The following is a 26,913-nucleotide window of genomic DNA, read 5'->3' as shown; positions in this document are numbered from 1 at the left end:
CCTGCGTGCCCGGCCTGACTGTCCTCGACCTGGTCCTGGTCCTGATTCTGCTGTCCTACCTGATCTACGGGCTCCGCAACGGCTTCCTGGTCACCGCCGGCGGGATCGCCGGCTTCGCGGCCGGCGCCGTGGCCGCCGTCGTCGCCGTTCCGCTGGTCAGCGGCTTTGTCCCCGACCCCGGCTGGAGGCTGACCGCCACCATTGCCGCCGCCGTCGTGCTCGTGGTCATGGGGCATGGCCTGGGCACCATGGCGGGCCGCGCCATCCGGGGAGCAGTGCGGATCAGCCCCCTGCGTGCCGTGGACCGGCTGGTGGGCGGGGGCGTAAACGTGGTGGTCGCCGCGCTGGTGATGTCCATGCTGGCGTTCAGCGTAAGTTCGCTGGGTGTGCCGATTGTTTCGCAGCAGCTGGCGGAGTCCAAGGTGATCCGTTTCATCGACGGGCTGACACCCACGCCTGTGAAAGCCACCCTGGCGCAGCTTCGGTCCGCCGTAATCGGCAACGGAATTCCCACGCTCATCCAGGGCCTGGATAACGGCAAGACCGTTCCGGTGCCCAACGCGAGTACTGACACGCCCGCGCTGAACCGTGCTGCGGCCTCCGTGCTGAAGATCGCCGGTACCGCCTACGAATGCGGGCAGAACCAGACGGGCACCGGCTTTGTGGTTTCCCCGGACCGGGTGGTCACCAACGCGCATGTCGTAGCGGGCGTGTCGCAACCGGTGGTGGAAATGCCCGACGGCGGTGCCTACCCCGGGCGCGTAGTGTACTTTGACACCCGCCACGACCTCGCCGTGGTCGCCGTGGATGGCCTGCCCGCCCAGCCGCTACCGCTCAGCGCCGACCTGCCGGACGGCAGCCCGGCTGCGTTCGCCGGATATCCGCACGGCGGTCCGTTCCAGTCGAAGCCCGCTACCGTGCAGGACATTGCGACCGTGCTGGTTCCGGACATCTATGGGTCGGACCCGGCGCCGGAAGAGATTTACCGGCTGGCCGGAGACGTGCAGCCGGGCAACTCAGGCGGGCCGCTGCTCACCACTGAGGGCCGGGTGGCAGGGGTGATCTTCGCCAAGGCCACCGCGGACACTGCAATGGGTTTTGCCATCACCATGGATGACTTGAGTCCGGTGGCATCCCAGGCGCCAGCCATGTCATCGCCGGTTTCCTCCGGGCAGTGCATCCAGAAGTAACGGAATCCGGAAGCGCGAGCTGGACGCCGTTAGAGGACTTCGGCCAGGTAATCGATGGCCAACCGGTACCCGCTGACGCCGGCGCCTACGATCACCGCAGCGCACACCGGCGACAGGTAGGAGTGGTGCCGGAATTCCTCGCGCTGGTGCACATTGGTGATGTGGACTTCGACGGCGGGAAGCTGCACGGCGGCGAGGGCGTCGCGAAGTGCCACTGAGGTGTGGGTGAAGGCACCGGCGTTGATGACGATTCCGGCAGCGTTTCCGCGGGCGGCGTGGATGGTGTCCAGCAGGACGCCCTCATGGTTGGACTGGACGCATTCCACCTCGAAACCATGCCCCTTGCCGGCGGAGGCGGCGAGCTGCTCGACGTCCGCCAGCGTGGACGTGCCGTACTTCTCAGGCTCCCTGGTACCCAGCATGTTCAGGTTGGGTCCATTGATCACCAGGATGGTGCCGCGGCCGGCGGCAGGGGTAGCTTCAGTCATGCGAGCCAATCTATCGGCTTGGGCGGGACCCCGCGCATTTTTACGCCACTGTCCCGCCCGTGCCTGGAGAGCCGTGACCTTCAGCAGCAGCGCCGCTGAACTGGTCCTGGCGCAGCTTCATGGGTTGCCGGGACGCCCCGCGTCCTGGAGACGACCATCATGTGGCGGGGATCAGCATAACCGCGCTTAAGCGGGCACCACACGCAGCTTCGCCCGTTCGCCAACGACGCGCCGGGCTTCGGCGCTAAGCCCGGCATCGCTGATCACCTCGTCCACGTCGTCCAGGGCCGCGATGGTGCTGATCCCCAGCATGCCCCACTTTGTGTGGTCGGCCAGGACCACGGTCCGCCGGGCAGCGGCCATGAAGGCGCGGTCCGTCTCCGCCTCGAGCAGGTTGGGCGTGGTGAAGCCGGCACCGGCATCCATGCCGTGGACACCCAGGAACAACAGGTCAAGGTGAAGCTGCCTTAGTGCACCCGTCGCGATGGGACCAACCAGGGCGTCCGACGGCGTGCGCTCGCCACCTATCAGGATCACGGCAGATCCGCCGGGGTGGAAGAGATCGGCGATCCTCATCGAGTTGGTGACCACCGTGATGCGCGGCCCGCCCACCAGTTCCCGGGCCAGCGCCCACGTAGTGGTGCCCGCGCTCAGGCCGACGGCCATCCCTTCCTGCACAAGGGCGGCTGCGGCCACCGCAATAGCCCGCTTTTCGGCGGTCAACCGGGTGGATTTCAGCTCAAACCCGGGCTCGTGCGCGCTGGCGTCCCCGGGAAGTTTCGCACCGCCGTGGATGCGCTCAAGCTTCCCGTCCTCTTCCAGCTGCTCAATGTCGCGCCGCACCGTCATCAGCGACACGCCCAGCTGGGCAGCCAGATCCGAAATCCGCACCACCCGCTCCCGCTGGAGTGCGTCCAGTATCACCTCGTGGCGTGCGACGGCGAGCATCCAGGTTGGTCCTTTGGGGCAGGGGAACGGTCTGCTCCCAGCATACGGCGACGGGGACTGGTGGGAGGGGAGGATGACTCCCTCCCCTCCCCCAAGGAGCCCCTACTTCCGCAGGGACGCCGCTATCTGGGACATGATGGTCGGGTCCGAGAGGGTGGTTGCGTCGCCCGGGTCCCGGCCTTCGGCTACGTCCTTGAGGAGCCGGCGCATGATCTTGCCGGAGCGCGTCTTGGGCAGTTCCGGCACCACAAGGATGTTCTTGGGCTTGGCGATGGGGCCGATTTCCTTGCCCACGTGGTTGCGCAGTTCCTGGACAGTGACGTCGCCTTCGTTGACCGCATCGCCGCGGAGGATGACGAACGCGACGACGGCCTGGCCGGTGGTCTCGTCGGCGGCGCCGACGACGGCGGCCTCGGCCACGGACGGGTGTGAGACCAGGGCGGACTCAATCTCCGTAGTGGAGAGCCGGTGGCCGGAGACGTTCATAACGTCGTCCACCCGGCCCAGGAGCCAGATGTCGCCGTCTTCGTCCTTCTTGGCGCCGTCGCCGGCGAAGTACATGGTCTCGAACCGGGACCAGTAGGTGTCCTTGAACCGTTCCGGGTCGCCCCAGATCCCGCGGAGCATGGCTGGCCACGGTTCGCGGATCACCAGGAACCCGCCGTGGCCGTTGGGCACGGACTCGCCGTTCTCGTCCACGACATCGACGGCGATGCCGGGCAGCGGAACCTGCGCGGAGCCCGGCTTGGTGGCGGTGACACCGGGCAGTGGGGCGACCATCTGGGCGCCGGTTTCGGTCTGCCACCAGGTGTCCACGATGGGGGTCCGGTCGGCGCCGATGACCTTGCGGTACCACATCCAGGCTTCGGGGTTGATGGATTCGCCCACGGATCCCAGAACGCGCAGGGAGGAGAGGTCGTACTTGTCCGGGATCTCCCGGCCCCACTTCATGAAGGTGCGGATGGCGGTGGGGGCGGTGTAGAGGATGGAGACCTTGTACTTCTCCACGATCTCCCACCAGCGGCCCTGGTGCGGGGAATCCGGGGTGCCCTCGTACATGACCTGGGTGGCGCCGTTGATGAGCGGCGCGTAGGCGACGTATGAGTGGCCGGTGACCCAGCCGACGTCGGCCGTGCACCAGTACACGTCCGTTTCGGGGTGGAGGTCGAACACTGCCTTGTGGGTGTAGGCGCCCTGGGTGAGGTATCCGCCGGTGGTGTGCAGGATGCCCTTGGGCTTGCCGGTGGTGCCGGACGTGTAGAGGATGAACAGCGGGTGCTCGGAATCATGGCCCACGGCGGTGTGCTCGGCGGATGCGGCGTCCACGGTGTCCGCCCACCAGTGGTCGCGGCCCTCGGTCCAGTCCACGTCCTGGCCGTTGCGCTTGACCACCACCACGTTCTGCACGGTGTGCCCGGTGGCGGCGAGTGCCTCGTCCACGGCCGGCTTCAGCGCGCTCGGCTTGCCGCGGCGGTAGGTCCCGTCCGCGGTGACCACGAGCTTGGCTTCGGCGTCATCGATCCGTGAGCGCAGGGCGTCCGCGGAGAAGCCGCCGAACACCACCGAGTGCACGGCGCCGATCCGGGCGCAGGCCAGGAGCGTTATGACTGCTTCGGGGATCATGGGAAGGTAGACCGCCACGCGGTCGCCCTTGGCAACGCCGAGGGACTCGAACGCGTTGGCGGCTTTCTTGACCTCTTCGGTGAGCTGCGCGTACGTGTAGGTGCGGGTGTCGCCGGGCTCGCCCTCGAAGTAGATGGCCACCCGATCCCCGTTGCCGGCCTCCACATGGCGGTCCAGGGCGTTGTATGCGGCGTTGACCTCGCCGCCGACGAACCACTTGGCGAACGGCGGGTTGGACCAGTCCAGGGTCTGGTCGAAGTCCTTGCTCCAGGTCAGCAGCTCGCGGGCTTTCTTTGCCCAGAATGCCGGCCGGTCGGCGGCTGCTTCCCCGTAATCGGCAGCGGTGACCACAGCGTCGGCTGCGAACTCAGGGGTTGGCGCGAAGGCGCGGGTCTCATGCAGCAGGTTTTCGAAGGCGTCACCTTCCTGGCCGGCGGGGGCCGGGACGGGAGCAGTGGCCGTGGAGCTTGTTGTGTCCTGGGACATGTGAACCTCATCATTCATCGATCTTTGCTGCGGGGGCGTCCGCGTGGACCTGGCTCCGCCGCATGCACGGCGTCGGGCCCGCCTGGCGGATTTTCCGCAAAGAGCTGTTCCGGGTTCAAGGGTAATGGCTGCGGCTGCCCGCATGTGTGCCGTGTCACAAGAGAGCCCGTGAGCGGCATTTATTAAGCGGTGAATGGTCCGGCGGCTGGGTTGTGACGTCTTTTGGGCCGGACCGCCGGGCGCATGCCCGGCTAGTGATCAGGCAGGCTGTTGGCTAGGGTGAAATGGAATTGTGACTTACTTCGGGCCGGTCGCGCCAGGCATCACGAATTCCTGAGGCGGCCGGATCCGCTGTACGACGGCACGGTTGACGGGGCCACCCGGCCCCGGTGCCGCCACGCTAAGGAGAGCAGAATGGACCAGCAGAGCCATGGCCGGACAACCGGCCAGGACACTAACTCAGCGTCGAACCCCGCGGAGTCCGGTGCAGCATCCCCGGGCGGGAAGGCCGCAGCCGGGAACGGCTCCGCTGCGGACGGTGCGCAGCAGGCGGTCCTCGGCCCCTTCACTGTCCGGGACCTGGCCGTTTTCGCCGCCACCCTCATTCTGTTCACCGCCTCCCTGCTGCCCCTGTTCGGCGGCCGGTACAACCTCTGGAACCTGAACAACCAGTTCTTCCTGGGCCTCGGCGTCGTCCTGCCGCTGGTGGTCTCGGCGCTGTTCGCTGCTCGCAGGCTGGCGCCGCAGACAAAGATCCGGATTGGTTCCCTCTCGATCGACCAGTTCGCTTCCGTGACCGCATCGTTTGCGGTTGCGTTCTTCTTCCTGGCCACCGCTGCCGCGTTTGGCCCCAGCCTGCTGGTGGGCCTGATCGGTGCCGTGATCCTCTTCGCCGCCACCGTCCTGGGGCGGTTCCTGCCCTTCATTTCGGCCGACTTCCAGGGCCGGGCCGAAGTGCCGGCACATGTGGTGGCCCGCGAAGCGGCGGTTCCAGTGCGTAAGCCGCGTGCGCCGAAGCCGCCGAAGCCGTCCGAACCGGTCGGCGACGCCGCCCGGAAGTCCCCCCTGGGCGGCCGGCTGCTGGCCGGCGGCAACGCCGGGTCGTCTGCGGTGCGGCCGGGTTCCGCGGGCACCGCGGTTCCGCATGCACCCGCTCCGCACGCAGCCGCTCCGGCCGCGCCGGCCCAGACTGCCGCGGCCGGAGCGGCCGCAACCGCCGCCGGCACCACCCCCCACGCGGCCGCCGCCCCCGTCTCCACAGCTCCCGAAGTTTCCGAATGGACCGCACAGGGTGAGCAGCTCCCGGCAACCCAGGCAACCGCCGTCGTACGCCCTGCCAGTGCTCCGGTGGGTGAACAGACCCAGCCAGGAGACGTCGTCGCCCCCGCCGCCGCGCCTGAAACAGCGCACGACGGCGGCCCGCGGCAGGGTGCCCCGGCCACCGGGCGCACGGCGGAACCCCCGGCGGCCACTGCGGTCCACCCGCAGGTCAGGGTTGAACAGCAGATCGGCGCCACGGTGGACCCCGCCAGCCGTCCGGAGGATTCCGGCGAGTACCCCGTCCCCGAGGCCTTCTGGTTCGCCGTGGCGCAGCACCGCACCGCCGTGGACCCTGAAACCGGTGCCCCGGCGTTTGTGATCGAGCCCGGCGGCTGGGTCCTTGCCCTCGAGGACCGCGGCCACGAATTCCTGGTCCAGCACACCGACGGGCGGCTGGGGGTCCTGCGGGACCTGAGCAACATCGAACGCGGCTAGCCTGCCATGGTGACGGTGAGCGCGGAGTCGGCCCTCGCGCTGAAGCGGCGGGCGCGCCGGATCAACCGGATCCTGGCGGAGAAATATCCCTACGCGCATGCGGAACTGGATTTCACCAACCCGTACGAGCTGCTGGTTGCCACCGTGCTGTCCGCGCAGACCACGGACGTGACGGTCAACCTGATCTCGCCGCTGCTCTTCCGCACCTACCCTGACCCGCGCGCACTGGCCGAGGCAGACCCGGCGCGGCTCGAGGAAATCATCAAGCCCACCGGCTTCTTCCGCGCCAAGGCCCGGAATCTTATCGCGCTGGCTACGCGCCTGGTGGATGAGTACGACGGCGTGGTCCCCGGACGTCTGGAGGACCTCGTTACGCTCCCGGGAGTGGGGCGGAAGACGGCGAACGTGGTGCTGGGCAATGCTTTCGGCGTGCCTGGCATCACCGTGGACACCCACTTCGGCCGGCTGGCCCGGCGCTTCGGCTGGACCCTGTCCGAGGATCCCGTACAGATTGAGTCCGATGTGGCCGAGCTGTTCGAACCGCGCGACTGGACCATGCTTTCCCACCGGGTGGTGTTCCACGGCCGGCGGGTGTGCCATTCACGGAAGCCGGCCTGCGGGGCGTGCCCGGTGGCCAACCTCTGCCCGAGCTATGGCCTGGGCGAGACGGACCCGGCCAAGGCGGCCAAACTGCTCAAGTACGAGCTCGCGCCCGGCAGCGAGGAACTGCTGGCCCGGCTGCTGGCGGAGACGCACCGGGCCGCCGAAATCCGGATGGAATCCCGGCGGGCTGCCCAGTGAGCGCGCGGGGCGACCTGCAGGAGCTGGTCCGCAGGAATCAGGAGGGGATGGCGGCCGAGCCTGATCCGCTGTGGGCGGCGCTCACCGTGGATGAGGCCACCGCCCGTAAGGCTGCCGTCCTGATGCTTTTCGGTGCGCTGGACAATGTTCCGGCGGCGTCGGACAAGCCCCTCGCGCCGGCCGACCTGGACGTGCTGTTGCTGGAGCGGGCCCATACGCTTGGCTCCCATCCCGGACAGGTGGCGTTCCCCGGCGGGCGGATCGACCCCGGCGAGTCCGCGGTGGAGGCGGCGCTGCGGGAGGCCGAGGAGGAAACCGGCCTGGACGCCGGCGGCGTGGAGGTGCTCGGCACGCTCCAGGAACTCGGGCTCGCCCACAGTAACTTCCTGGTGACGCCGGTGGTGGGCTGGTGGCAGTCGCCCTCGCCCGTCCGGGTGGTGGACTACGGGGAATCCGCACAGGTGTTTCGGGTGCCCGTGCGGGATCTGCTGGATCCGGACAACCGGGTCATGGCCACGGTGCGCCGCGTGGGCCGCACTTTCGACAGCCCCGCGTTCACCGTCAACGGCGTGCTGGTGTGGGGTTTTACCGGGATAGTGCTGAACGGGCTGTTCGAGCAGCTCGGCTGGGCCGTCCAATGGGACCGGACCCGGAAACACAAAGTAGAGGTGTAGGACGCCAGCAGGTCCGGAGCGCCGGGCCTTGGGCGTTCTAGGCCTGCTGCTGACGCAGGTCCACCACGATCCCCGTGGCGGCGTTTTCGCGCACGGCCTTCACGCCTTCGCGGAGCGAGTGAAGGGACTTGAACCGTGGTGAGACGGCCACCGTATTGCCGTCCGAGTCGGTGAGGCGGAGCCGATAGTCCTCGTCCCCTACCCGGTGAATTTCAAATCTGCCCGCCACACGGACCTCCCTTGATATGCGTCGTTGCATCAGTCAAGTCGTTGCATCAGTCAATATGGACCGGTCTGCCTCAGTCGCAGTCATGACTGTAACGCCCGTCACCGGGGGCGGTCGAGCTACCACCGGGTAGGTTACCTTCCGCGAAGCGGCGGGTCTATTTGGCGTTGTCGTAGGAATCCACGACGGCCACGCTCACGGGAAACTCCACCGGAATCGGGCCGAACAGGAGCTCCTTTGCCGCATTGGCGGCTTCCTCGATGGCGGTGACGCAGGCATCCACGGCATCGGCCGGGGCGTGGACCATCACTTCATCGTGGAGGAAGAAAACCAGCTCCGCCGGTGTACCGCCGGCACGCAGGGTGCGGAGCCGCCGTCGTAATTCCGCGAGCCAGCACGCTGCCCAGTCCGCTGCGGAGCCCTGCACCACGAAATTCCGGGTGAAGCGCCCGCGCGCCCGGGCGATGGATTCGGCGCGGCGCTGTTCCTCGGCGGTCGCCGAGCGCTGGCTGTGGTGCCAGCGGTCCGACGGGGGAGGGCTGCTGCGGCCCAGCCGGGTGGTGACCGTACCGCCTTTCTCGCCTGTCCGTGCCGCCTGTTCCACGAAGTCCACCGCACGCGGATAGGTGCGCGCCAGCTGGGGCATCAGCCGCCCCGCCTCTCCGGAGGTGGCCCCATACATCGCACCGAGCAGCGCCATCTTTGCCTTCGAGCGGTCGCCGCCGAACCCCTTGGCCGCGATGCCCGCGTACAGGTCCTGGTCCCGGGCTGCCTCGGCCATGACGGTGTCCTGCGCCAGGGCCACGAGCACCCGCGGTTCCAGTTGCGACGCATCCGCCACAATGAGCTTGTTGCCCGGGCCGGCGTGGACCGCGCCCCGGACCTGGCGCGGAATCTGCAGCGCACCGCCGCCGCGCGATGCCCAACGCCCGGACACCACGCCGCCCACCACGTATTCGGGGCGGAACCGGCCGCCGGCCACCCAGGCATCCAGCCAGGCCCAGCCGTTGGCGGTGTGCAGTCGGGAGAGTTTCTTGTACTCCAGCAGGGGTCCTATGGCCGGATGGCTGGACTCCCGCAGCTCCCATTTACGCGTGCTTTTGACCTCGATGCCGTTCCGGTGCAGGGCGCGCATGAGCTCCTGCGGGGAATCCGGGTTCAGCGCCGGGGTGTTCAGGAGGAGGCGAAGCTCGGCGGCCAACGCCTCCAGTTTCTCGGGGCGGCGGCCTGCCGGAGGGCGGGGGCCGAGGTGTTCGGCGAGGATCCGCTCGTGCAGGTCTTCGCGCCATGGAACACCGGTGTGCTGCATTTCGGCCGCGACCATGGCCGCTGCGGATTCCGCTGCAAGAAGGAGCTGCAGACGGCCGCGCAGGTTTCCGGCGTGGTTCACCGCGGCCAGCGCGGCCTGCTGCGCGGCGAACTCGGTGCGGAGCTCCTCAGGAGTAAAGCGCGGCGCCGGTCCGGAGGCGTCGAACAGGGCTCCCTGCTCCGCCGGTGGAGCAGGCGGGAGGAGCGCTTTAGGCGGCAGGAGGGTTTCGTCGCCGGCTGTTGCCACGGCGGTCCTGGCGTATTCCGTGTGGGCCGAAAACTGCGAGTTCGCCAGGATGGCGCCGCAGAGCGAGAGGTCATAGCAGCGTTCAACTTCCACCCCGGCCGCTAGCAGGTCCGGGTACCAGTCCCGGGTTCGGTGCCAGATCCACCGCGGTGCCTGGCCTCCGGGGCGGCCGGCTTCCAGTCCGCGTACGACGGCGGGGAGTTCCGCTGCGCCGGCCAGACGCGGTTCGGGGTTGTCCGGCCACGGGTGGCCCGCCGGGGTCAGTTGCTGCAGCACCGCACCGTCGGGGTGGGCAGCCAGCAGCAGGTACATGGTCCAATTGTGCCTTCTTTTCCACATACGGAAGCTGACCCTTACAGGCGGCGCGGGCGCGCGGGGAGGGTAGGGCTATGAGCAGGCATGAAATGACCCCGTCCCCGCCACCCGGCACAGCACCTGCGTCGCCGGACGGCGGGGCATGGCTGCCTGACAGGGCGACTCCGGGGATACTGCAGGGAGGTTCGCTTGGCGATCCGTCCGGCTTGGGCCCCGCCGCCCCTTCCGGTCTGGTGACCGTCAGGCAGCCCGGGGCGCCAGGGGTTGGGCGGGATGGTGACGTGTTGCTGGTGACCGCATCCACGGTGTTGCGCGGGGAGGTGGAACGGATCGTCGCCGCCGCAGGCGCCGGGCTGCGGGTGGCCGGCGATGCGGGAACAGCGGCGGGTTACTGGGACGAAGCCGCCGCGGTGCTCGTGGGGAGTGACGTGCGCGAGTTGCCGCCGCGCCGCCGTGCGCCGGCGGTGGTAGTGGGGCTGGATGGGGAAGGCGACAGCCTTTGGCACCTGGCCGCAGTCCTGGGAGCCGAACGGGTGGCCGTGCTGCCCGATGCGGCCGCGTGGCTGGCCGACCACTTAAGCCGATCCCGGTCGCCCGATCCCGGAGGACTCGTTCTTGGCATCACCGGAGGCTGCGGGGGAGCAGGGGCCACCACCGCTGCTGTCTGGATAGCCCAGGCCGCGGCCGGTCTCGGCGCGAGGGTGTTGCTGGTGGACGGTGACCCATGGGGCGGCGGGCTGGAATTGGCGCTCGCCGCTGAGGAGGATCCCGGACTGCGGTGGCCGGACCTGTCCGGGGCGAGCGGCAGCGTCGACCCGCTGCAGCTGGCTGAGTCCTTGCCGGTGGCCGGAGGATTTTCGTTCCTTTCCTGGCCGGCCAGCCGCGACCAGCCCGTCGCGGTGCCGGCTGCCGCGACCGCGGCGGTGCTGGATGCTGCCCGTCGCGGTTACGAATTGGTGGTGGTGGACATCGGCAGGAGCGCCGGTCAGCTTGCCACTTTCGCCTGGGACTGCGACCGCGTCCTGGTGGTGGTCCCCGCGCAGCTGAAGGCTGCTGTCGCTGCGGCCAGGCTGCTGAAGGAATTTCCGCCCGTGGAGGCCGCGCTCCTGGTCCGTGGACGGCCCGGAGCGGCACTGGATGGTCCGCTCATCTCGGAAGCGGTGGGACTCCCCGTGGAGGGGCGCGTGCCGGAACTGCGCAGCGTAGCGGCGGCAATGGAAGCCGGGCGCCTCCTGGAGTTTGGCAAGCGGCGGGCCGTGCGGCATTTTGCGGCGTCGGTACTGGATTCGCTGGGGGACGTGATGGCCGGTGGAGGGCCGGGATGAGGGGTGCGGACGGATGGCCCGGGCGGTCCGCTGAAGGTGCGGCCGGCGGGACCGGGACGGGCGGCCGCACCGTGAAGCGTCGGGACCTGCGCGCCGTGCAACCCGCCATACAACCGGCCGTGCGGCGGGACGGCGGGCTTGCCGGCGGAATGCCCGGCAGGGTCGACCCTGGGCGAGGTAACGACCGGCCGTCCGGGGCGGCGCTACCGCAGGGACAGCCCCGGCCGCGAGGAATTGCCGGGGGCGACGGCGTGGACGCCGGACTCCTGGAATCGGTCCGGGAGTCGGTGATGGCCGAGGCGGGGCTGGTGACGCCGTCCAGAGTCGCCGCGGCCGTCCAGGCCACAGGCAAGCTGCTGGGGACCGCCGGGTCACTCGCCGCCGTGGAGCGGATCAGCGCCGAACTGAACGGGCTTGGTCCGCTCCAGGAGCTGACCCGCGATCCGGCAGTGACGGACATCTTCGTCAATGCTCCGGACTCGGTGTGGCTCGACCGGGGACAGGGCATTGAGCGGGCCGCCGTGGCGTTCGGCGGCGAGCCGCAGCTCAGGGCCCTCGCCTGCCGGCTGATTGCAGCGGGCGGCCGGCGGCTGGACGACGGTTCACCCTGCGTGGATGTCCGGCTGGCCGGTGGGTACCGGGTTCACGCGGTGCTCCCGCCGGTGTCCACCGCAGGAACGCTGCTGAGCATCCGGATCCGGCGTGAACGGGTGTTCACCATGGCCGAACTGGAAGAGGGCGGGATGTTTGGCATGGAGGTTCGGCACGTCCTGGAGCGGCTGGTGCAGCAGCGGCTGAGTTTCCTGGTCAGCGGCGCCACCGGTTCCGGGAAGACCACCCTGCTGTCCACGCTGCTGGGCCTGTGTGCCGGCCGGGAGCGGCTGGTCCTCATCGAGGATGCTTCAGAACTCAACCCGGTCCATCCGCACATCGTGTCGCTTGAGTCGCGGCACGGGAACCTCGAAGGCGGCGGGGCGGTGGACCTTGGTGAATTGGTCCGGCAGGCCCTCCGCATGCGGCCGGACCGGCTGGTGGTGGGCGAGTGCCGCGGCGCCGAGGTGCGGGAACTGCTGACGGCGCTGAACACCGGGCACAGCGGCGGGGGTGGAACCATCCACGCCAATACAGCTGCGGCGGTTCCTGCGCGTCTTGCGGCCCTGGGTGCCCTCGCGGGAATGAACCAGGACGGGATCCGGTTGCAGGCAGCCAGCGCCCTCGACGCCGTCATCCACGTGGAGCGCACGCCCCATGGCCGCCGGGTTACCTGTATTGGGGTGATGGCCGACCTCGGCCGCGGCCTGGTGGTCCGTCCGGCAATCGAGTCGGGTCCATCCGGCGCCCTCCACCGCGGTCCCGGGTGGGCGGCGCTGGCAGGACGGCTCGGACTGGAAGGACCTGATGGTGGCCTGGTCCGGTCGGACGACCGGGAGGGCGGCCGCTCATGATGGCCGGACTGACTGCTCTGTTGCTGGGCCTGGCCGCGGTCTTGGCTCTCGGTCCGGCCGGTGGTACGGGGGCGAGGCTTCGCAGGGCCGGATTCGGAGGAACCTGGCCGCCCGGGGGCCGGAGGAGGTACGGGCTGCTTGCGCGGGTCGTCCGGCGCGGTCCACTACCTGCCAGCCGGTCGGCACGGAACCGGGGGCTCCGGAACGGGGTGGCCGCCATCTCGCTCACCCTGGTGGTGCAGCAGATGGCTGCCCTATTAAAGGGTGGCCGTTCACCCGGGCGGCTTTGGGAGGAACTGTGGATCCTGTACGGCCAGCCCAGCGGAAGCCACGAAGCAGGACCTGGACGTGGAAGCCTTCACCCGGCCTCGTTGGACGTTATTGCTGCCGCCCGGGCCGCGGCCGCCAACGGAATTCCGGTGTCCGCCGCCATCCGGAGGGTGCTGGCCGCCGGGGGAGCAGGCCGGCGAGGCGTTTCATTGCACTACCGGGACGCCCGGATCTGGGCCGAACTGGCCGCATGCTTCGATATCGCAGAGGCCAGCGGCTGCCCCCTTGCGGGTGTGCTCACACGGTTCGCTGCCCAACTTGAAGCAGAGGACGACGCCGACGCCGCCCGTGGGACAGCCCTCGCCGGCCCCAAAGCCACGGTTGGATTGCTCACCTGGCTACCCGTCCTGGGGCTTGGCCTCGGTGCTGCCCTTGGCGTGGACCCCCTGGCCGTCCTGCTCGGTACGCCGCTGGGCCTCGGCGCGCTCGCCGCGGGAGCGGCGCTTACGGTGGCCGGGCGGGTCTGGTCCGCGAAGCTCGTGGCAACGGCGGCCGCCGCCGGCGTGCCGTGACGGGAGCCTGGGCACTTCCAGGCCTGGCGCCTGCCGGGCTGCTCTTCGCCCTCCTTGCAGCCGCCGCGTTCCTCGCCGTGGCCGGGCCTTCTGCGCCGGGGAAAAGGTTACGGCTCCTGGTCCGGGAACCGGGCCGGAGCGTCCACCAGGCCGTGGGCCCGGAACAGGGCAGCTCAGGGCTGCGGGACACAGCCATGATGCTTGAACTGGTGGCAGCCATGCTGGACGCAGGCGCGGGTGTCGGCCGGTCCCTGGAGCTGGTGGCGGCGGTGTCCTCACCCCGCTACCGGGATGCCCTGCGTCCGGTGGTTTCGGCCCTGGCGATCGGCGCGGACTGGGAAACGGCCTGGCGCAGCTCTGCCGTGCGGCTTCCCGAGGTCCTGGAACTGCGCGACGCCCTGGCTTTCGCGGCCCTGACTGGCGCGCCCTCATCGGCAATCCTCTACGCGCAGGCAGCGCGGCTCCGCAGGGAACGGTTCCGGGCTGCCGAAAAGCGCGCAGCGTCGCTCGGCGTAAAGCTCGTAGTGCCCTTGGGCCTGTGCTCACTTCCGGCCTTCATCTGCCTCGGCGTGTTGCCGGTGCTGTTGGCACTGGTTCCGTCCTGACGCGGCCGGCACCTTCAACTGCACCTGCGCGTCCTGTCCTCCACAGCTGCCCTGCCTGCGGTCTTTGTCCACTTACAGGCAATGCCGCCTTACGGCACCGTTAGCGGACCGGAAGAGTCGAAGCAGCCGGCAGATCCCCGCCGGCATAACGAAAGGAACCTGCACATGTATGCCCGTCATTACAGCCACCGCATGAAAGGCGCCGGGGCACCCAACGCCACGGCATCAGACCGTTCAGCCGAGGCCACCCGCCCTCCGGCACTTCGGCTGGTGCAGCCTATGGAAGAAGCATCAGGAGCGCCGTCCGGCCGCACGGCCCCTGCCCCTGCCCCTGCCCCTGCGACAGCGTCGGTTATCGCTCTTCCGGTCCGGCGCAGGGAAAGGCTCTTCGCGTCGGAAGCCGGGATGGCCACTGCGGAATATGCCATCGCTACCCTCGCCGCCGTCGGGTTTGCCGGGCTGCTGGTGTTCATTCTCCGCAGCGAGGAAGTCCGGGGCTTCCTCCTGACGCTGATCCGCACGGCGCTGGCACTGCCATGAGCAGGGTGCCGGCCGTGCATCCTTCCCGGTCCAGCGGTGCGGTGACTGCGGAATTTGCCGTAACGCTCCCTGCCGTACTCCTGCTCCTGGCCCTGCTGCTCTCGGCTGCGGCTGCCGGGGTCACGCAAGTGCGGCTCGAAGAAGGAGCACGCGCCGGCGCCCGCGCCCTGGCCCGCGGTGAGGATCGTGCCGCCGTCCAGGACATCGTCGCCCGTCTCTCCGGGAACTCGGCCTCGGCCGTCGTCTCGGCCGATGGCGGCTGGTTGACCGTAACGGTGACCGACCGGGTTGGAGGGCCCCTTGGGGCGTCTATCCCCTGGACACTCACCGCCAGGGCTACCACCCGCAGCGAGTTAGCGGAATGAGCCTCTGTAGAACGGCGCTGAACTCACGCAGGGAACGCGCTTGCACAAGGCGCGGCCCCGCGCAACGCTCCTGCGGAGAACGCGGCTCCGGCACGGTCCTGGCCGTGGGGCTGGCGCTGACGGTCCTCCTGGTGATGGCTGTGGTGCTCCTGTTCGCCCAGGCAGCGGCCCTCGCCGGCAGGGCAGCGTCTGCCGCGGACTTGGCGGCGCTTGCAGCTGCGGACGCGCTAAGGGGGCTCACCGAGGGAGAGCCCTGCACAGTGGCGCTGGAGGTGGCTGCCCGGCACGGTGCCACATTGGTCAGCTGTGTCGAAGGCGCCGGCCACACGGTGGAGGTCCGGACGGAGCTCGTGGAACGGACGGTGGCGGGTCCGGCCCGGGGCCACGCCCGCGCCGGTCCGCCGCCGTAGCGCGGCTAACGGCCGGCGGGGCTTGGTGCCGGCACCGCGGCCGGCAGGGGACTGTCGCCTGCATCGCGCAGCAGGACGTCGAGGAGCGTGACGGCTGCTGCTTTGTCCAGGGGATTGTTCTTGTTGCCGCATTTCGGCGACTGCACGCAGGACGGGCAGCCTGAATCGCATTCACAGGCCTTGATGGCGTCGCGTGTGGCCGCGAGCCAGACCTTTGCCTTATCGAATCCGCGCTCGGCAAAGCCGGCCCCGCCGGGATGCCCGTCGTAGACGAAGATCGTGGGCACGCCGGTATCCGCATGGAGAGCCGTGGACACACCGCCGATGTCCCACCGGTCGCTGGAGGCCACCAGCGGAAGCAGGCCGATGGCGGCATGTTCGGCAGCGTGCAGGGCCCCGGGGAACTGGGCTTCGACGAGGCCGGCTCCCGTCAGGGAGCGGTTGTCCACCACGAACCACACGGCCTTGGTGAACAGGTCCCGAGCACCGAGGTCCAGCGGTTCTTCCCCGAGTACCTCGTTGGAGATCAGGGCCTTCCGTTGAAAGGAGACGACTTGGGTGGTCACCCTGACATCCCCGAAGTGCACGGTGACGTCTCCCCACTGCATGGTGCGCTGCGTTTCGAGCACCTCGATCTGGGTCACGTCCCGGGCCGTCGTGTAGTAGTCGGGGTTCGCCCGGCGCACCATCACGCAGTGGTCGTCCTCGTTCAGGTCCTCCACCACATACGTGTCGCCCTGGTGGACATACACCGCGCCGGTATGCGCCTGATAGTGCGTCTGCGGCGAATCCATGGTGCCCAGCAGCGAGCCGGTCTCGGCGTCCACGATGCTCACCGGCGCGCCGCCGTCGGCCCGCAGGTTGACCATGCCCGCCGCGCTTTGGGAATGCGTCCAGAACCAGCCCGCCGGCCGCCGCCGAAGGTATCCCTGCCCCACAAGCCGGTCCAGCAGGCTTTCGGCCGTGGAACCGAACAGGTCCAGTTCCGCAGGGCCCAGCGGCAGTTCCGCCGCAGCCGCGCACAGGTGCGGACCCAATACATAGGGGTTCGCAGGGTCGAAGACCGTGGCTTCCACCGAGACGTCGAAGATGGCTTCCGGGTGGTTGACCAGATAGGTGTCCAGCGGGTCGTCGCTGGCCACGAAGGCGGCCACGGCGTCCTGCCCGGCCCTGCCGGCGCGGCCGATCTGCTGGAACAAGGAAGCCCTGGTGCCAGGCCAGCCCGCGACCAGTACCGCGTCCAAGCCGGAGATGTCGATTCCCAGCTCCAGGGCCGAGGTGCTGGACACGCCCAGCAGTTCCCCGGCGCGCAGCGACCGTTCCACCTCCCGCCGTTCCTCCGGGAGGTACCCGGAGCGGTAGGCAGCGACGCGCTGGGGCAGGCTGGGGTCCACCTCGTCCAGGAGGCGCTTGGTGATGGAGGAGATGGTCTCTGCGCCGCGGCGGGACTTGATGAACGCGATGGTGCGGACCCGTGCGGAAACCAGGTTCGCGAGCAGGTCCGCGGTTTCCGCCACTGCCGTGCGGCGCTGGGGGGCTCCGTTCTCGCCGCGCGCTTCCGTCAGGGCCGGTTCCCAGAAGGCCACGGTGGTGGATCCGTGCGGGGAGCAGTCCTGCGAAACCGCGGTGACGGGAGCACCGATGAGCCGGGAAAAGGAAACATCCGGCTCGGACGCCGTGGCCGAAGCTGCGATGAACACAGGCTCGGGAAAAGTCCGCCCGGCCCCGTAATAGGCGCAGACCCGGCGCAGTCTGCGCATTAGGTTCGCCACGTGGGACCCAAACACGCCCCGGTAGCTATGCGCCTCATCGACGATGACGTACCGCAGCCTGCGGAAGAACGACGCCCACCAGGCATGGTTGGGGAGGATACCGAAGTGAAGCATGTCCGGGTTGGCAAGAATGAAGTTGGCGTGGTCCCGGATCCAGCGGCGCGCCGCAGGATCGGTATCGCCGTCGTACGTTTCCGCGCGGACGGTGGCGAGCTGCAGCGCGCGGATCGCGTTCAGCTGGTCAGCAGCCAGCGCTTTTGTGGGGGAGAGGTAGAGCGTTACCGCGCCGTCGTCGTGGATCTTCCCCGGCTCCGCGAGCACCCGCAGTTCGGAACGGTGGATGGCGTCCAGGGCAGGCAACTGGTACGCGAGCGATTTCCCGGAGGCCGTGCCGGTGGCCACCACGGTGTGGACCCCGCGGTGGGCGAGGCCCGCGGCTTCAACCTGGTGCCGGAACGGCTCCCGGATTCCGAGGGAGCCGTACGCGGCCACCAGGTCCGGGTGCACCCACTCCGGCCAGGGCCCGTGGACCGCCTGGCGCGCAGGGATGGTATGGACATGACGGAGCTGCTCCGGTTCCGGGCCGCGGCCCAGCAAGGGAATCAGGGAGTCATGGGGGTTCACCCCAACATTGTTTCACCCGGCGCGCACGGAGCACGCCCGGTTCGCCATGGGGATAACCGTCCTCCGCCAGGCAGTCCGGCGCGAGGAAGGACCGGATCAGCTCAGGGAGAGGTCGGCGCCGTCATGGGAGGAAGAGAGCATCAGCACCCGCGAGACGGTGTTCCAGCCCAGGTGGGAGTACAGCTTCTGCCCGTCAGCGGAAGCCAGCAGGAGCCCGCTCTGGACGTCGTGCTCAAAGGCCTGCGCCGCCAGCGCGCGCATGATGAAGCTGCCCAGGCCGCGGCGCTGGAAGGCAGGCTCTGTAATGATCTTGTCGAACACCGCGGTATCGCCCACCACGAACACCCGCCCGCTCGCGGCAAGGGTTTCGCCGGAGCGGACCTCGGCAAAATGGACGCCGTTTGCGCTGGTGGCGGTCAGTGCAAGATCGTCGTCCGAAAGCCAGGGGTCCTCGGCGTCCTGTGTTTCCATGTCCACGATCATCATGGTCTGGGTGTCCGAGGTGACATTCAGGCCGTGGCGGGCGGCGAGGGCCGCATACTTTGCGGGGTCGTTGGTGAGGATGGTGAGGCCGCGGGCGGGCACCTCCGCGGTCTTGGCCGCCAGCGCCGCAAATTCGTCGTCGGTGGGGTCCGAGGCGAAGTATTCCCAATCGCCGGACGTATCCGACCGGAGCGCGGACGGGAACCGGCCTTCCTTGGCCGTCTGGTATCCGCGGCAGCCTGCCCAGCCGGCCACCCAGACCTCGAGCAGGCCGGTGATGTCTTCAACCATGGTTTCCGGACTCATGGATTGAGACTATTCCAGCGCGGGCACCAGCAACAGGGGCGTGAAGAGTGCTTATGCAATTGTGATCAGTCCACACCCTTACCGGTACCCTTAAATACGTGGCTTTGAACCGAATCGTGCTCTTTTACGGCTTTACCCCCATCCCGGATCCTGACGCCGTCCGTCTCTGGCAGCGTGCCCTCTGCGAGAAGCTCGGACTGACCGGCCGCATCCTGATCTCGAAGGACGGCATCAACGCCACCGTAGGCGGGGAAATCGGCGCCGTGAAGCAGTACGTGAAGACCACCCGCGAATACAAGGGCTTCCACGGCATCGACGTCAAATGGTCCGACGGCGGCGCCGGGGACTTCCCGAGGCTCAGCGTCAAAGTGCGGGATGAGATCGTCTCCTTCGGCGCCCCGGGCGAGCTCAAGGTGGACGGCAACGGCGTGGTGGGCGGCGGAACGCACCTCAAGCCGGAGGAGCTCCACCGGCTCGTCGATGCCAAGAAGAAGGACGGCGAGGACGTGGTGTTCTTCGACGGCCGCAACGCGTTCGAAGCCCAAATCGGCAAGTTCAAGGACGCTGTGGTCCCGGACGTCGCCACTACCCATGACTTCATCAAGGAACTGGAATCGGGCAAGTACGACGACCTGAAGGACAAACCCGTGGTGACATACTGCACCGGGGGTATCCGCTGCGAAGTGCTCTCCAGCCTTATGGTGAACCGGGGGTTCAAGGAGGTCTACCAGCTGGACGGCGGCATCGTCCGTTACGGCGAAACGTTCAAGGACCAAGGGCTTTGGGAAGGTTCGCTCTACGTCTTCGACAAGCGCATGCACCTTGAGTTCAGCGACGAAGCCAAGACCATCGGCAAGTGCACCCGCTGCTCAGCGCCCACCAGTAAGTTCGAGAACTGCTCCAACCCCAGCTGCCGGACCCTCACCCTTTACTGTGCCGATTGCGCCGCCAGCCCGGAGACGCTCCGCTGCCCCGATGGCTGCGCTGCCTGACCTTTCCAGTGCCCCGCCTGCGAGCTGACGTACCCGGTACGCGTAGTTTGCTTCCGCCGATGCCTCCACCCGGACTTCCAGCACAGTGCCTGTGGGCAGGTAGATGACGTTCTCGCGCGTGATCCCGCACCGCAGGCCCAGGTCCACCAGTGCCACACTGCCGCTGAGGACCGCGAAATTCACCCTTTGCGTGCTTCGGCAGGCCAGCGACAGCACATAGGACCCGGGCGACAACTCTGGTGTGGTCTCCATGGCAGCCTCCCCGGCCGCCAACAGCCCCGCCTCGACGTGCAGCGCCGGCGGGTCCGTCCCCGGCAGGACCTCCGCTACCCAGGACTCCAGTTCATCGGCCGGGACCGGCTCCGGCTGCGGGTTCCGCGTGAACTGCGGGCCCGGCGCGGGAGTGGCGACGGCGCTGCTCCAGCCGCGCCCGTCGTCGTACGTATACTCACAGCCGGCTACGGCGGCGGCCGCAACGAAAGCACCAAGGACTGCAACGGCGCCCGCTCTGGTTCCCCGGCCGGCCCTGCGGGACCGTCGCCCGGGTGATGGGAGCCCTGGAGTGCGGCGGTCCGGGGCGCCCGGGTAGGCGGCCATACTCAGACTTTAGGCCTGTGCGCCGGCCGGGGCCAGAGCCGGTGACCCGGACGTGCGGTTATTCGGCGGACACCACGTGGTAGGCATACAGGACGGGCGCGTCGACGCTCGACATGCTGAACTCCAGGGGCCCGTCCGCGGCCAGGGTGACCTTCGCGCGCTCAGGCGTGCCGTAGCAGGCGGCGCCGAGGTCGGCTACATCCTTCCCGCCTGAGCTGACGGCCAGGAACGCCTTGCCGCCGCCTTCGCAAACAAGCGTCACGGTGTATGCGCCGGCCGGAAGCTCCTGGGTGCGGTCGACCGGCCGGGCGGTCAGGAGCTTGCCGGAGCCTTCGGCCACGATTCCGCCGGCGGACGGCATCGCGGTGGCTTTCCAGGCCGGTACGTCAGCCTCTTCCACGGTGAGTCGGGGCGCGCAGCCGGTGCCCGCCACGAGGACGGCGGCTGCGGCAGTTGCCGCCAGGGCGCGCGGGAAGGAAGGGAGGGGGAGGGCCATGCCTCCAATTTACCGGGACCGCGGGGACGTCCGCGCCCGCCCCTAGACTTGAGCCGTGCCCACCTCATACGAATTTACCGCCGGCAACACCCCCGATGCCCCGCGCAGCGACCTCCCGCAGCAGCTTGCAACGCTCGCCGCGGACCTGCGCGCCGTGGACTACACGCTGGACGGCGTGGCCGGCCTCCTCGGTGAGTCCGCCTACAACGCGCTGAACCGCGACCAGACCATCCCCGCCCTGCTGGCTACCGAAAGCGCCGCGCGCGGCGGCGGGGCCGCTGCGGCGCTGGCCGCCGTCGTACGGCTCTGGCTGCTGGCGGAACCGCAGGAAGGCAAAACGCTCGACGCCGCCCTCCCGGGCATCCGCGCGGAAGGGCTCGTGGAACTGGGGCTGCTGCAGCCGGTGCCCGGCACCGGGAAGTTCACGGCACGGGCGGACCTGCGGCCCTACGGCTGGGATAAGAACGACGACGGCAGCGGCGGGGCCGAGCTGTGGGTGGCGAGCGACCTGGCCGCGCACCAGCAGGAGGGCGTCCTGCGGCACGATCATGTGCTGGGCATCGGCCAGGCGTCCACCACGCTGGTGCAGGCGACCATCCGTCGGCACACGGAACGGGCGCTGGACCTGGGCGCCGGCTGCGGCATCCAGACCTTCCACCTGCTGCACCACTGCCAGCACGTCACGGCCACGGATATTTCCGAGCGGGCCCTGGCCTTCACGCGGTTCAACATCCTGCTTAATGCGGAGGCCCTGTCCGTGGACCCGGAGCGGCTGTCGGACCGCGTGAGCCTCCGGTGTGGGTCCATGCTGGAGCCCGTAGCCGGCGAGGAGTTTGGGCTGGTGGTATCCAACCCGCCCTTCGTGATCACCCCGCGGACCGCCGGGGAGGACGCGGCCGGGCAGTTCACCTACCGCGATGGCGGGCTCCCGGGCGACCAGATTGTGTCTTCGCTGATCCAGGGCCTGCCCTCAGTGCTGGCGCCGGCCGGAACAGCCCAGCTATTGGGCAACTGGGAGGTGGCCGCAGGGACCGAATGGCAGGAAGGGCCGCAAAAGTGGGCCGGTCCGGACGTTGACGCCTGGTTCATCCAGCGCGAGCAGGTCAGCCCGGAGCAATACGCGGAAACGTGGCTGCGGGACGCCTCCGAAGGCCGCGACCGGGAACACTACCGGGACGCCTACGCCGCCTACCTGGCCGACTTCGCATCGCGCAACGTTGAGGGCGTCGGCTTCGGGATGGTGTGGCTGCGTCGGCCCGCGGAAGCGGGCGGGGAACGCATCCGGCGCTTCGAGGAAATCACCTACCCCATCGAACAGCCCGTCGGCCCGCACCTGGGCGCGGCGGTGGAACGATCCGACTGGCTCTTCACGCACAGCATCGAGGATGCGTACCTGCTCGTGGCCGAGGACGTCACCGAGGAACGGCACCAGCGGCCGGGCGCGGAGCACCCCGGCGTGATCCTGCTGCGGCAGGGCGCGGGGCTGCGCCGGACCAACGTGCTCAGTACGGAGCTGGCCGGTTTTGTGTCCGCGTGCGACGGCGACCTGACCGCCGGACAGATCGCCGGGGCCCTGGAAGCACTGCTCGGCGGAGGAGAGGACTTCGACGCGGCAATGTTCCGGACAGCGCTGCTGACCGGGGCCGAAAACCTGGTACGTGACGGGTTTCTCATCCCCGCCGCCTGAGCGCCGAAGGGCCTTTCCACAACCCCGCGCTTTTCCACAGGAATGCGCACAATCGGCCAAAATATGGTGAACTAGGCAAATATGGGCTCATCTGCCCGAGCAACCCTTTTCTGTAGGAGCACCGTGCCAAGCAAGGCCAAAACCGGCAAGAAACTCGTGATCGTGGAGTCTCCGGCCAAGAGCAAGACCATCGCCAAGTACCTCGGCGAGGGTTTCATCGTGGAGGCCTCCATCGGTCACATCCGTGACCTGCCCCAGCCGTCCGAGCTGCCTGCGGAACTGAAGAAAACCCCGGTGGGCAAGTTCGCCGTCGACATCGAAAACGGCTTCAAGCCTTACTACGTGGTCTCTCCGGACAAGAAGAAAAAGGTCACCGAACTCAAGGCGGCGCTCAAAGACGCCGACGAACTCTACCTCGCAACCGATGGGGACCGCGAAGGCGAGGCCATCGCGTGGCACCTGCTGGAAGTGCTCAAGCCCAAGGTCCCGGTGTACCGGATGACGTTCGGCGAAATCACCAAGGAAGCCATCCAGCGCGCCATGGGCAACCTGCGCGACGTAGATTCGGCCCTGGTGGATGCCCAGGAAACCCGCCGCGTGCTGGACCGCCTTTACGGCTACGAAATTTCCCCGGTCCTGTGGCGCAAGGTAGCCCGCGGTCTCTCCGCCGGCCGCGTCCAGTCCGTTGTCACCCGCATGGTGGTGGACCGCGAACGCGAGCGCATGGCGTTCAAGGCGGCGTCCTACTGGGACCTGACCGGGCAGTTCGGCGCCGACGCCGGCTCCTTTAAGGCGAAGCTCGCCGCCGTGGACGGCGCCAAGGTGGCAAGCGGCCGGGACTTTAACGACGACGGCGAACTCACCTCGCGCAACGTGGCGCACCTCAACGAGGAACTGGCAACGTCCTTGGCCGCAGGGCTGCAGAACGCCGAGTTCCGCGTCCGCGCCGTCGACACCAAGCCCTACACCCGGCGTCCGGCCGCGCCGTTCACCACCTCCACGCTGCAGCAGGAGGCCGGACGCAAACTGCGGTTCTCCTCCAAGAGCACCATGCAGATCGCCCAGCGGCTGTATGAAAACGGCTACATCACCTATATGCGTACGGACTCCTCGGCGCTGAGCGACGAGGCCGTCACGGCCGCCCGGCGGCAGGCGTCGGAGCTGTACGGTTCCGAGTACATTCCCGGCTCGCCGCGGGTCTACTCCAACAAGGCCGCCAACGCGCAGGAAGCCCACGAGGCCATTCGTCCCGCCGGTGACTCCTTCCGTACCCCGGCCCAGGTGGCTTCGCAGCTGTCCGGCGACGAGTTCCGCCTCTACGAACTGATCTGGAAGCGCACCGTCGCCTCCCAGATGGCCGATGCCAAGGGTTCGACCGCCACTATCCGGCTGGGTGCCGTTGCCGCCGACGGCCGGGACGCCGAATTCTCCGCCTCCGGCACCGTGATCACCTTCCCCGGCTTCCTGGCCGCCTACGAGGAAGGCAAGGACGAGACCCGCGGCGACGACGACCCGGACGAGGCACGCCGCCTGCCGAACGTAGCCAAGGGTGACTCCCTCGCTGCCTCCGACATCGTGGCCGTGGGCCACGAGACCTCCCCGCCGCCGCGGTATACGGAGGCCTCGCTGACGGCGGAGTTGGAAAAGAAGGGCATCGGCCGCCCGTCCACGTACGCGTCCACCATTTCCACCATCCAGGACCGCGGCTACGTCCGGAAACAAGGCTCCGCGCTGGTTCCGAGCTGGATCGCGTTCTCGGTGATCCGGCTGCTGGAACAGCACTTCCACGACTACGTGGATTACGAGTTCACGGCGGACATGGAGGGCGACCTGGACAGGATCGCCAACGGACAGGAGGCGGGCGCCGCCTGGCTGAAGCACTTCTACTACGGTGAAGATTCGGACCCCGGCCTGCTGAGCATCGTGAACAACCTCGGCGAGATCGACGCGCGGGAGATCAACTCGGTGCCCATCACAGACGGCATCACGCTGCGCGTGGGCAAGTTCGGCCCGTACCTGGAAAGCACAGTGCCCACCGTTGACGCGAAGACCGGCGAGGTGGTGGAAAACGCCCGTGCCAACGTGCCGGAGGACCTGGCTCCGGACGAACTGACCGCTGAGAAGGCCGTTGAGCTGATGACGACGGCGGCACCCGAGGAACGCGTCCTTGGCACCGACCCGCACACAGGCCACACCATCGTGGCCAAGAACGGCCGCTACGGCGCCTACGTCACCGAGGTCATCCCCGAGATGACAGAGGAACAGATCGCGGCGCAGCCCGTGGAGTACTACAAGAACGGCAAGCCGAAGCCGCCCAAGAAGCCCGTCAAGGCCAAACCGCGCACCGGTTCGCTGTTCAAGTCCATGACCGTGGAGTCGGTCACCCTGGACGAAGCCCTGCAGCTGATGAGCCTGCCACGGGCCCTTGGCGAGGACGCTGAAGGCAACCTCATCACCGTGCAGAACGGCCGGTTCGGCCCATACCTGAAGAAGGGCACGGATTCCCGGTCCATCGGGTCGGAAGAGGAGATTTTCACCATCACGCTGGAACAGGCGCTGGAGATCTACTCGCAGCCCAAGCAGCGCGGTGCCCGCGCTGCGGTGCCGCCGCTGGCCGAGTTCGGCCCGGATCCGGTGTCGGAGAAAAACATTGTGGTGAAGGAAGGCCGGTTCGGTCCCTACATCACCGACGGGATCACCAACATCACCGTGCCGCGGTCCACGTCCCTGGAGGAACTGACCCGCGAACAGGCTGTAGAGCTGCTCGCGGAGAAGCGCGCCAAGGGCCCGGTCAAGCGCACCGCTGCCCGTAAGGCGCCGGCCAGGAAGAAGGCAGCCGCGAAGAAGTAGGCGTTTGCGGTGTCGGGCGGTGCATGATCAGGTAGATATATGACTGAACAGCCCGGAATTGCCGACACCACTCCGCTGAACGACCTCGAGGAGAAGCTCGCCAAGGGCGGACAGCCCGACGCAAGCCCCGTGGATGTGATCCTTTCGTTCCTGAACAACGAGGTCTACATCGTCAGCCCGGACGGGATCGAGGGCGAGGACTCCCAGGTGGAGCCCCTGGTCCTCGCCAACGCTGACGGTGATCCCGTGCTGGCTGTGTTCTCGCACCCCAGCCGGGTGGACGCCCGGTACCTCGATGCGGCCCCGAACGTCCTGGGCACCCAGGGCGCCGCCATCATCGCCAACATCGGCGAGGAGCTGGGCATGGTGATCAACCCGGGAGCAGCCTACGGCTTCGAGATCAACCCCGAGGGCGTGGCCAACATCAAGCGCGACTTCAAGCGGGCCGACGAGGAATAATGTCACCATGCGGCTAGGCGTCCTTGATATCGGGTCAAATACTGTCCATCTCCTGCTTGTTGATGCCCACCCGGGCGCCCGGCCGGTTCCGTTCGCCTCGCACAAGCGGCCACTGTCCCTGGTCCAGTACCTGGAACCGGACGGCAGCATCAGCGACGCCGGCCAGCACGAACTCACGGAGTTCGTGCTGGAGGCCTGGGAATTCGCGGCCAGGCACAAGGCCGAGGACCTGTTGGCGTTCTGCACGTCCGCCATTCGTGAGGCCACCAACGGTCCGGAGGTCCTGGCCCGCGTAAAACACGAAACCACGGTCACTCTCCAGGAGCTGACCGGCAGCGAAGAAGCGTCCATGACGTTCTTCGCGGTCCGGCGCTGGCACGGCTGGGGTGCAGGGCCGATCCTTAACCTGGACATCGGGGGCGGGTCCTTCGAAATGGCCTTCGGCCAGGACGAACTGCCGGAGATGGCCACGTCCGTGCCTTTGGGCGCCAGCCGCCTCACGCGGGACTGGCTGCCCGAAGACCCGCCCACGGCGAAGAGCGTGAAGGACCTGCGGCGCTACATCCGCGACACCCTCAAGCCCGCCGTCCGCGAATTTGACGGGCTGGGCAAGGCGAACGTGGTGGCGGGCACTTCGAAGACCTTCCGCTCCCTGGCGCGGATTACCGGGGCCGCGCCCAGCGCGGCCGGGCCGTACGTCAAGCGGGAACTCAAGGCCTCGGATCTGGGAGTATGGGCGCAGCGCATTTCCGCCATGAAGTCTGAGGACCGCCTGCACCTGCCCGGCGTGTCCGAGGCCCGCGCCCGTCAGCTGCTGGCCGGGGCCCTGGTGGCGGAAGCTGCACTGGAACTGTTCGAATTCAAGAAACTGAGGATCTGCCCCTGGGCACTGCGGGAGGGCCTGATCCTGCGCCGCCTGGACCAGCTGGTGTTTTCCGGACCGCTGGAGCCGGCGCCGCACGTGGCCGCGCGCGTATAGCGGCTGACACGCCCCGGAAGCCCGCTTAAATGCGGGAGCACCGGGGTCCGAAGCCGGGAAAATGGGGGAAAACCC

At 68.5% G+C, this 26,913-nt stretch carries 24 protein-coding genes; 16 read left to right on the top strand and 8 right to left on the bottom strand.

Translation table 11 applies throughout. The annotated features are described in order from the left end of the window. Window positions 1-5 precede the first annotated feature (5 nt). On the top strand, window positions 6-1,190 hold the full coding sequence (locus tag ACIQCM_RS06685; protein WP_400604951.1) for a MarP family serine protease: 1,185 nt from the start codon (window positions 6-8) through the stop codon (window positions 1,188-1,190). A gap of 29 nt (window positions 1,191-1,219) precedes the next feature. Here ACIQCM_RS06685 and aroQ read toward each other — a convergent pair whose 3' ends face one another. The 3 genes from aroQ to acs form a co-directional block, all read right to left on the bottom strand. Further along, on the bottom strand, window positions 1,220-1,678 hold the full coding sequence (gene aroQ / locus ACIQCM_RS06680) for a type II 3-dehydroquinate dehydratase (protein ID WP_400604949.1): 459 nt from the start codon (window positions 1,676-1,678) through the stop codon (window positions 1,220-1,222). 186 nt (window positions 1,679-1,864) lie between these two features. Next, the gene (locus ACIQCM_RS06675) at window positions 1,865-2,626 is read right to left on the bottom strand and encodes a DeoR/GlpR family DNA-binding transcription regulator (protein ID WP_400604947.1); all 762 of its coding nucleotides are present in this window, start codon (window positions 2,624-2,626) and stop codon (window positions 1,865-1,867) included. A 102-nt stretch (window positions 2,627-2,728) separates the two neighbouring features. Further along, window positions 2,729-4,735, bottom strand: a complete 2,007-nt coding sequence (gene acs / locus ACIQCM_RS06670; RefSeq protein WP_400604945.1) for an acetate--CoA ligase — start codon at window positions 4,733-4,735, stop codon at window positions 2,729-2,731. A 414-nt stretch (window positions 4,736-5,149) separates the two neighbouring features. On the opposite strand from acs, the gene ACIQCM_RS06665 reads away from it, so the two are divergent. The 3 genes from ACIQCM_RS06665 to ACIQCM_RS06655 are packed head-to-tail and all read left to right on the top strand — an operon-like array spanning window position 5,150 to window position 7,965. Then, window positions 5,150-6,490 carry a hypothetical protein gene (locus tag ACIQCM_RS06665; protein ID WP_400604943.1) on the top strand — a complete coding sequence of 447 codons (1,341 nt, stop codon included), beginning with the start codon at window positions 5,150-5,152 and terminating at the stop codon, window positions 6,488-6,490. A 6-nt stretch (window positions 6,491-6,496) separates the two neighbouring features. Beyond that, the gene (nth, locus tag ACIQCM_RS06660; protein WP_400604942.1) at window positions 6,497-7,291 is read left to right on the top strand and encodes an endonuclease III; all 795 of its coding nucleotides are present in this window, start codon (window positions 6,497-6,499) and stop codon (window positions 7,289-7,291) included. Next, on the top strand, window positions 7,288-7,965 hold the full coding sequence (locus tag ACIQCM_RS06655; protein ID WP_400604940.1) for an NUDIX hydrolase: 678 nt from the start codon (window positions 7,288-7,290) through the stop codon (window positions 7,963-7,965). Before nth ends, ACIQCM_RS06655 begins: the two co-directional genes overlap by 4 nt. A 37-nt stretch (window positions 7,966-8,002) precedes the next feature. Here the strand turns inward: ACIQCM_RS06655 and ACIQCM_RS06650 are convergent, their stop codons facing one another. Together ACIQCM_RS06650 and ACIQCM_RS06645 are read right to left on the bottom strand one after the other, a co-directional pair. Next, window positions 8,003-8,194 (bottom strand): YegP family protein, encoded by a 192-nt coding sequence (locus ACIQCM_RS06650; protein ID WP_400604938.1) that lies wholly within the window; start codon window positions 8,192-8,194, stop codon window positions 8,003-8,005. A 154-nt stretch (window positions 8,195-8,348) separates the two neighbouring features. After that, a complete protein-coding gene (locus ACIQCM_RS06645; RefSeq protein WP_400604936.1) occupies window positions 8,349-10,058 on the bottom strand; it encodes a bifunctional 3'-5' exonuclease/DNA polymerase in 1,710 nt (569 codons plus the stop codon). A gap of 293 nt (window positions 10,059-10,351) precedes the next feature. On the opposite strand from ACIQCM_RS06645, the gene ssd reads away from it, so the two are divergent. The 7 genes from ssd to ACIQCM_RS06610 all read left to right on the top strand — a co-directional run bounded on the left by ssd (window position 10,352) and on the right by ACIQCM_RS06610 (window position 15,593). Next, on the top strand, window positions 10,352-11,386 hold the full coding sequence (gene ssd / locus ACIQCM_RS06640; RefSeq protein WP_400604934.1) for a septum site-determining protein Ssd: 1,035 nt from the start codon (window positions 10,352-10,354) through the stop codon (window positions 11,384-11,386). A gap of 149 nt (window positions 11,387-11,535) precedes the next feature. Then, on the top strand, window positions 11,536-12,831 hold the full coding sequence (locus ACIQCM_RS06635; RefSeq protein WP_400605451.1) for a TadA family conjugal transfer-associated ATPase: 1,296 nt from the start codon (window positions 11,536-11,538) through the stop codon (window positions 12,829-12,831). A 209-nt stretch (window positions 12,832-13,040) separates the two neighbouring features. Continuing rightward, the gene (locus ACIQCM_RS06630; RefSeq protein WP_400604932.1) at window positions 13,041-13,673 is read left to right on the top strand and encodes a hypothetical protein; all 633 of its coding nucleotides are present in this window, start codon (window positions 13,041-13,043) and stop codon (window positions 13,671-13,673) included. Beyond that, entirely contained in the window at window positions 13,670-14,278 is a 609-nt protein-coding gene (locus tag ACIQCM_RS06625) for a type II secretion system F family protein (protein WP_400604930.1), read from the top strand. Before ACIQCM_RS06630 ends, ACIQCM_RS06625 begins: the two co-directional genes overlap by 4 nt. A gap of 165 nt (window positions 14,279-14,443) precedes the next feature. Continuing rightward, a complete protein-coding gene (locus tag ACIQCM_RS06620) occupies window positions 14,444-14,818 on the top strand; it encodes a DUF4244 domain-containing protein (RefSeq protein ID WP_400604928.1) in 375 nt (124 codons plus the stop codon). Further along, the gene (locus ACIQCM_RS06615) at window positions 14,815-15,183 is read left to right on the top strand and encodes a TadE family type IV pilus minor pilin (RefSeq protein ID WP_400604926.1); all 369 of its coding nucleotides are present in this window, start codon (window positions 14,815-14,817) and stop codon (window positions 15,181-15,183) included. Before ACIQCM_RS06620 ends, ACIQCM_RS06615 begins: the two co-directional genes overlap by 4 nt. Beyond that, entirely contained in the window at window positions 15,180-15,593 is a 414-nt protein-coding gene (locus ACIQCM_RS06610) for an Rv3654c family TadE-like protein (protein ID WP_400604924.1), read from the top strand. Before ACIQCM_RS06615 ends, ACIQCM_RS06610 begins: the two co-directional genes overlap by 4 nt. A gap of 5 nt (window positions 15,594-15,598) precedes the next feature. Here ACIQCM_RS06610 and ACIQCM_RS06605 read toward each other — a convergent pair whose 3' ends face one another. Then, window positions 15,599-17,989, bottom strand: a complete 2,391-nt coding sequence (locus ACIQCM_RS06605) for a DEAD/DEAH box helicase (protein WP_400604922.1) — start codon at window positions 17,987-17,989, stop codon at window positions 15,599-15,601. A gap of 96 nt (window positions 17,990-18,085) precedes the next feature. Then, window positions 18,086-18,778 carry a GNAT family N-acetyltransferase gene (locus tag ACIQCM_RS06600; protein WP_400604920.1) on the bottom strand — a complete coding sequence of 231 codons (693 nt, stop codon included), beginning with the start codon at window positions 18,776-18,778 and terminating at the stop codon, window positions 18,086-18,088. Window positions 18,779-18,876: 98 nt separating this feature from the next. Here ACIQCM_RS06600 and ACIQCM_RS06595 point away from each other — a divergent pair, with 98 nt between their 5' ends. Further along, complete coding sequence (locus ACIQCM_RS06595; RefSeq protein WP_400604919.1) at window positions 18,877-19,770, top strand: rhodanese-related sulfurtransferase; 894 nt, start codon at window positions 18,877-18,879, stop codon at window positions 19,768-19,770. 655 nt (window positions 19,771-20,425) lie between these two features. On the opposite strand, the gene ACIQCM_RS06590 is transcribed toward ACIQCM_RS06595, so the two are convergent. Beyond that, window positions 20,426-20,863 carry a hypothetical protein gene (locus ACIQCM_RS06590; protein ID WP_400604917.1) on the bottom strand — a complete coding sequence of 146 codons (438 nt, stop codon included), beginning with the start codon at window positions 20,861-20,863 and terminating at the stop codon, window positions 20,426-20,428. Window positions 20,864-20,918: 55 nt separating this feature from the next. On the opposite strand from ACIQCM_RS06590, the gene ACIQCM_RS06585 reads away from it, so the two are divergent. The 4 genes from ACIQCM_RS06585 to ACIQCM_RS06570 all read left to right on the top strand — a co-directional run bounded on the left by ACIQCM_RS06585 (window position 20,919) and on the right by ACIQCM_RS06570 (window position 26,838). Further along, a complete protein-coding gene (locus tag ACIQCM_RS06585) occupies window positions 20,919-22,550 on the top strand; it encodes a methyltransferase (RefSeq protein WP_400604915.1) in 1,632 nt (543 codons plus the stop codon). A 123-nt stretch (window positions 22,551-22,673) separates the two neighbouring features. Further along, a complete protein-coding gene (gene topA, locus ACIQCM_RS06580; RefSeq protein WP_400604913.1) occupies window positions 22,674-25,400 on the top strand; it encodes a type I DNA topoisomerase in 2,727 nt (908 codons plus the stop codon). Window positions 25,401-25,439: 39 nt separating this feature from the next. After that, window positions 25,440-25,859, top strand: a complete 420-nt coding sequence (locus tag ACIQCM_RS06575; RefSeq protein WP_400604911.1) for an SseB family protein — start codon at window positions 25,440-25,442, stop codon at window positions 25,857-25,859. A gap of 7 nt (window positions 25,860-25,866) precedes the next feature. After that, entirely contained in the window at window positions 25,867-26,838 is a 972-nt protein-coding gene (locus ACIQCM_RS06570; RefSeq protein WP_400604909.1) for a Ppx/GppA phosphatase family protein, read from the top strand. The last annotated feature ends 75 nt before the right edge of the window (window positions 26,839-26,913 follow it).

It is taken from the genome of Pseudarthrobacter sp. NPDC092439 (assembly GCF_044754945.1).
Taxonomy (GTDB): Bacteria; Actinomycetota; Actinomycetes; order Actinomycetales; family Micrococcaceae; genus Arthrobacter.
This window is presented reverse-complemented; position numbering and strand designations above follow the sequence as displayed.

Coding starts and splice junctions, on each gene's coding strand:
- aroQ (WP_400604949.1), bottom strand. CDS start 1,678: ATGACTGAAGCTACCCCTGCCGCCGGCCGCGGCACCATCCTGGTGATC.
- ACIQCM_RS06675 (WP_400604947.1), bottom strand. CDS start 2,626: ATGCTCGCCGTCGCACGCCACGAGGTGATACTGGACGCACTCCAGCGG.
- acs (WP_400604945.1), bottom strand. CDS start 4,735: ATGTCCCAGGACACAACAAGCTCCACGGCCACTGCTCCCGTCCCGGCC.
- ACIQCM_RS06665 (WP_400604943.1), top strand. CDS start 5,150: ATGGACCAGCAGAGCCATGGCCGGACAACCGGCCAGGACACTAACTCA.
- nth (WP_400604942.1), top strand. CDS start 6,497: ATGGTGACGGTGAGCGCGGAGTCGGCCCTCGCGCTGAAGCGGCGGGCG.
- ACIQCM_RS06645 (WP_400604936.1), bottom strand. CDS start 10,058: ATGTACCTGCTGCTGGCTGCCCACCCCGACGGTGCGGTGCTGCAGCAA.
- ACIQCM_RS06635 (WP_400605451.1), top strand. CDS start 11,536: ATGCCCGGCAGGGTCGACCCTGGGCGAGGTAACGACCGGCCGTCCGGG.
- ACIQCM_RS06620 (WP_400604928.1), top strand. CDS start 14,444: ATGTATGCCCGTCATTACAGCCACCGCATGAAAGGCGCCGGGGCACCC.
- ACIQCM_RS06615 (WP_400604926.1), top strand. CDS start 14,815: ATGAGCAGGGTGCCGGCCGTGCATCCTTCCCGGTCCAGCGGTGCGGTG.
- ACIQCM_RS06610 (WP_400604924.1), top strand. CDS start 15,180: ATGAGCCTCTGTAGAACGGCGCTGAACTCACGCAGGGAACGCGCTTGC.
- ACIQCM_RS06600 (WP_400604920.1), bottom strand. CDS start 18,778: ATGAGTCCGGAAACCATGGTTGAAGACATCACCGGCCTGCTCGAGGTC.
- ACIQCM_RS06590 (WP_400604917.1), bottom strand. CDS start 20,863: ATGGCCCTCCCCCTCCCTTCCTTCCCGCGCGCCCTGGCGGCAACTGCC.
- ACIQCM_RS06575 (WP_400604911.1), top strand. CDS start 25,440: ATGACTGAACAGCCCGGAATTGCCGACACCACTCCGCTGAACGACCTC.
- ACIQCM_RS06570 (WP_400604909.1), top strand. CDS start 25,867: ATGCGGCTAGGCGTCCTTGATATCGGGTCAAATACTGTCCATCTCCTG.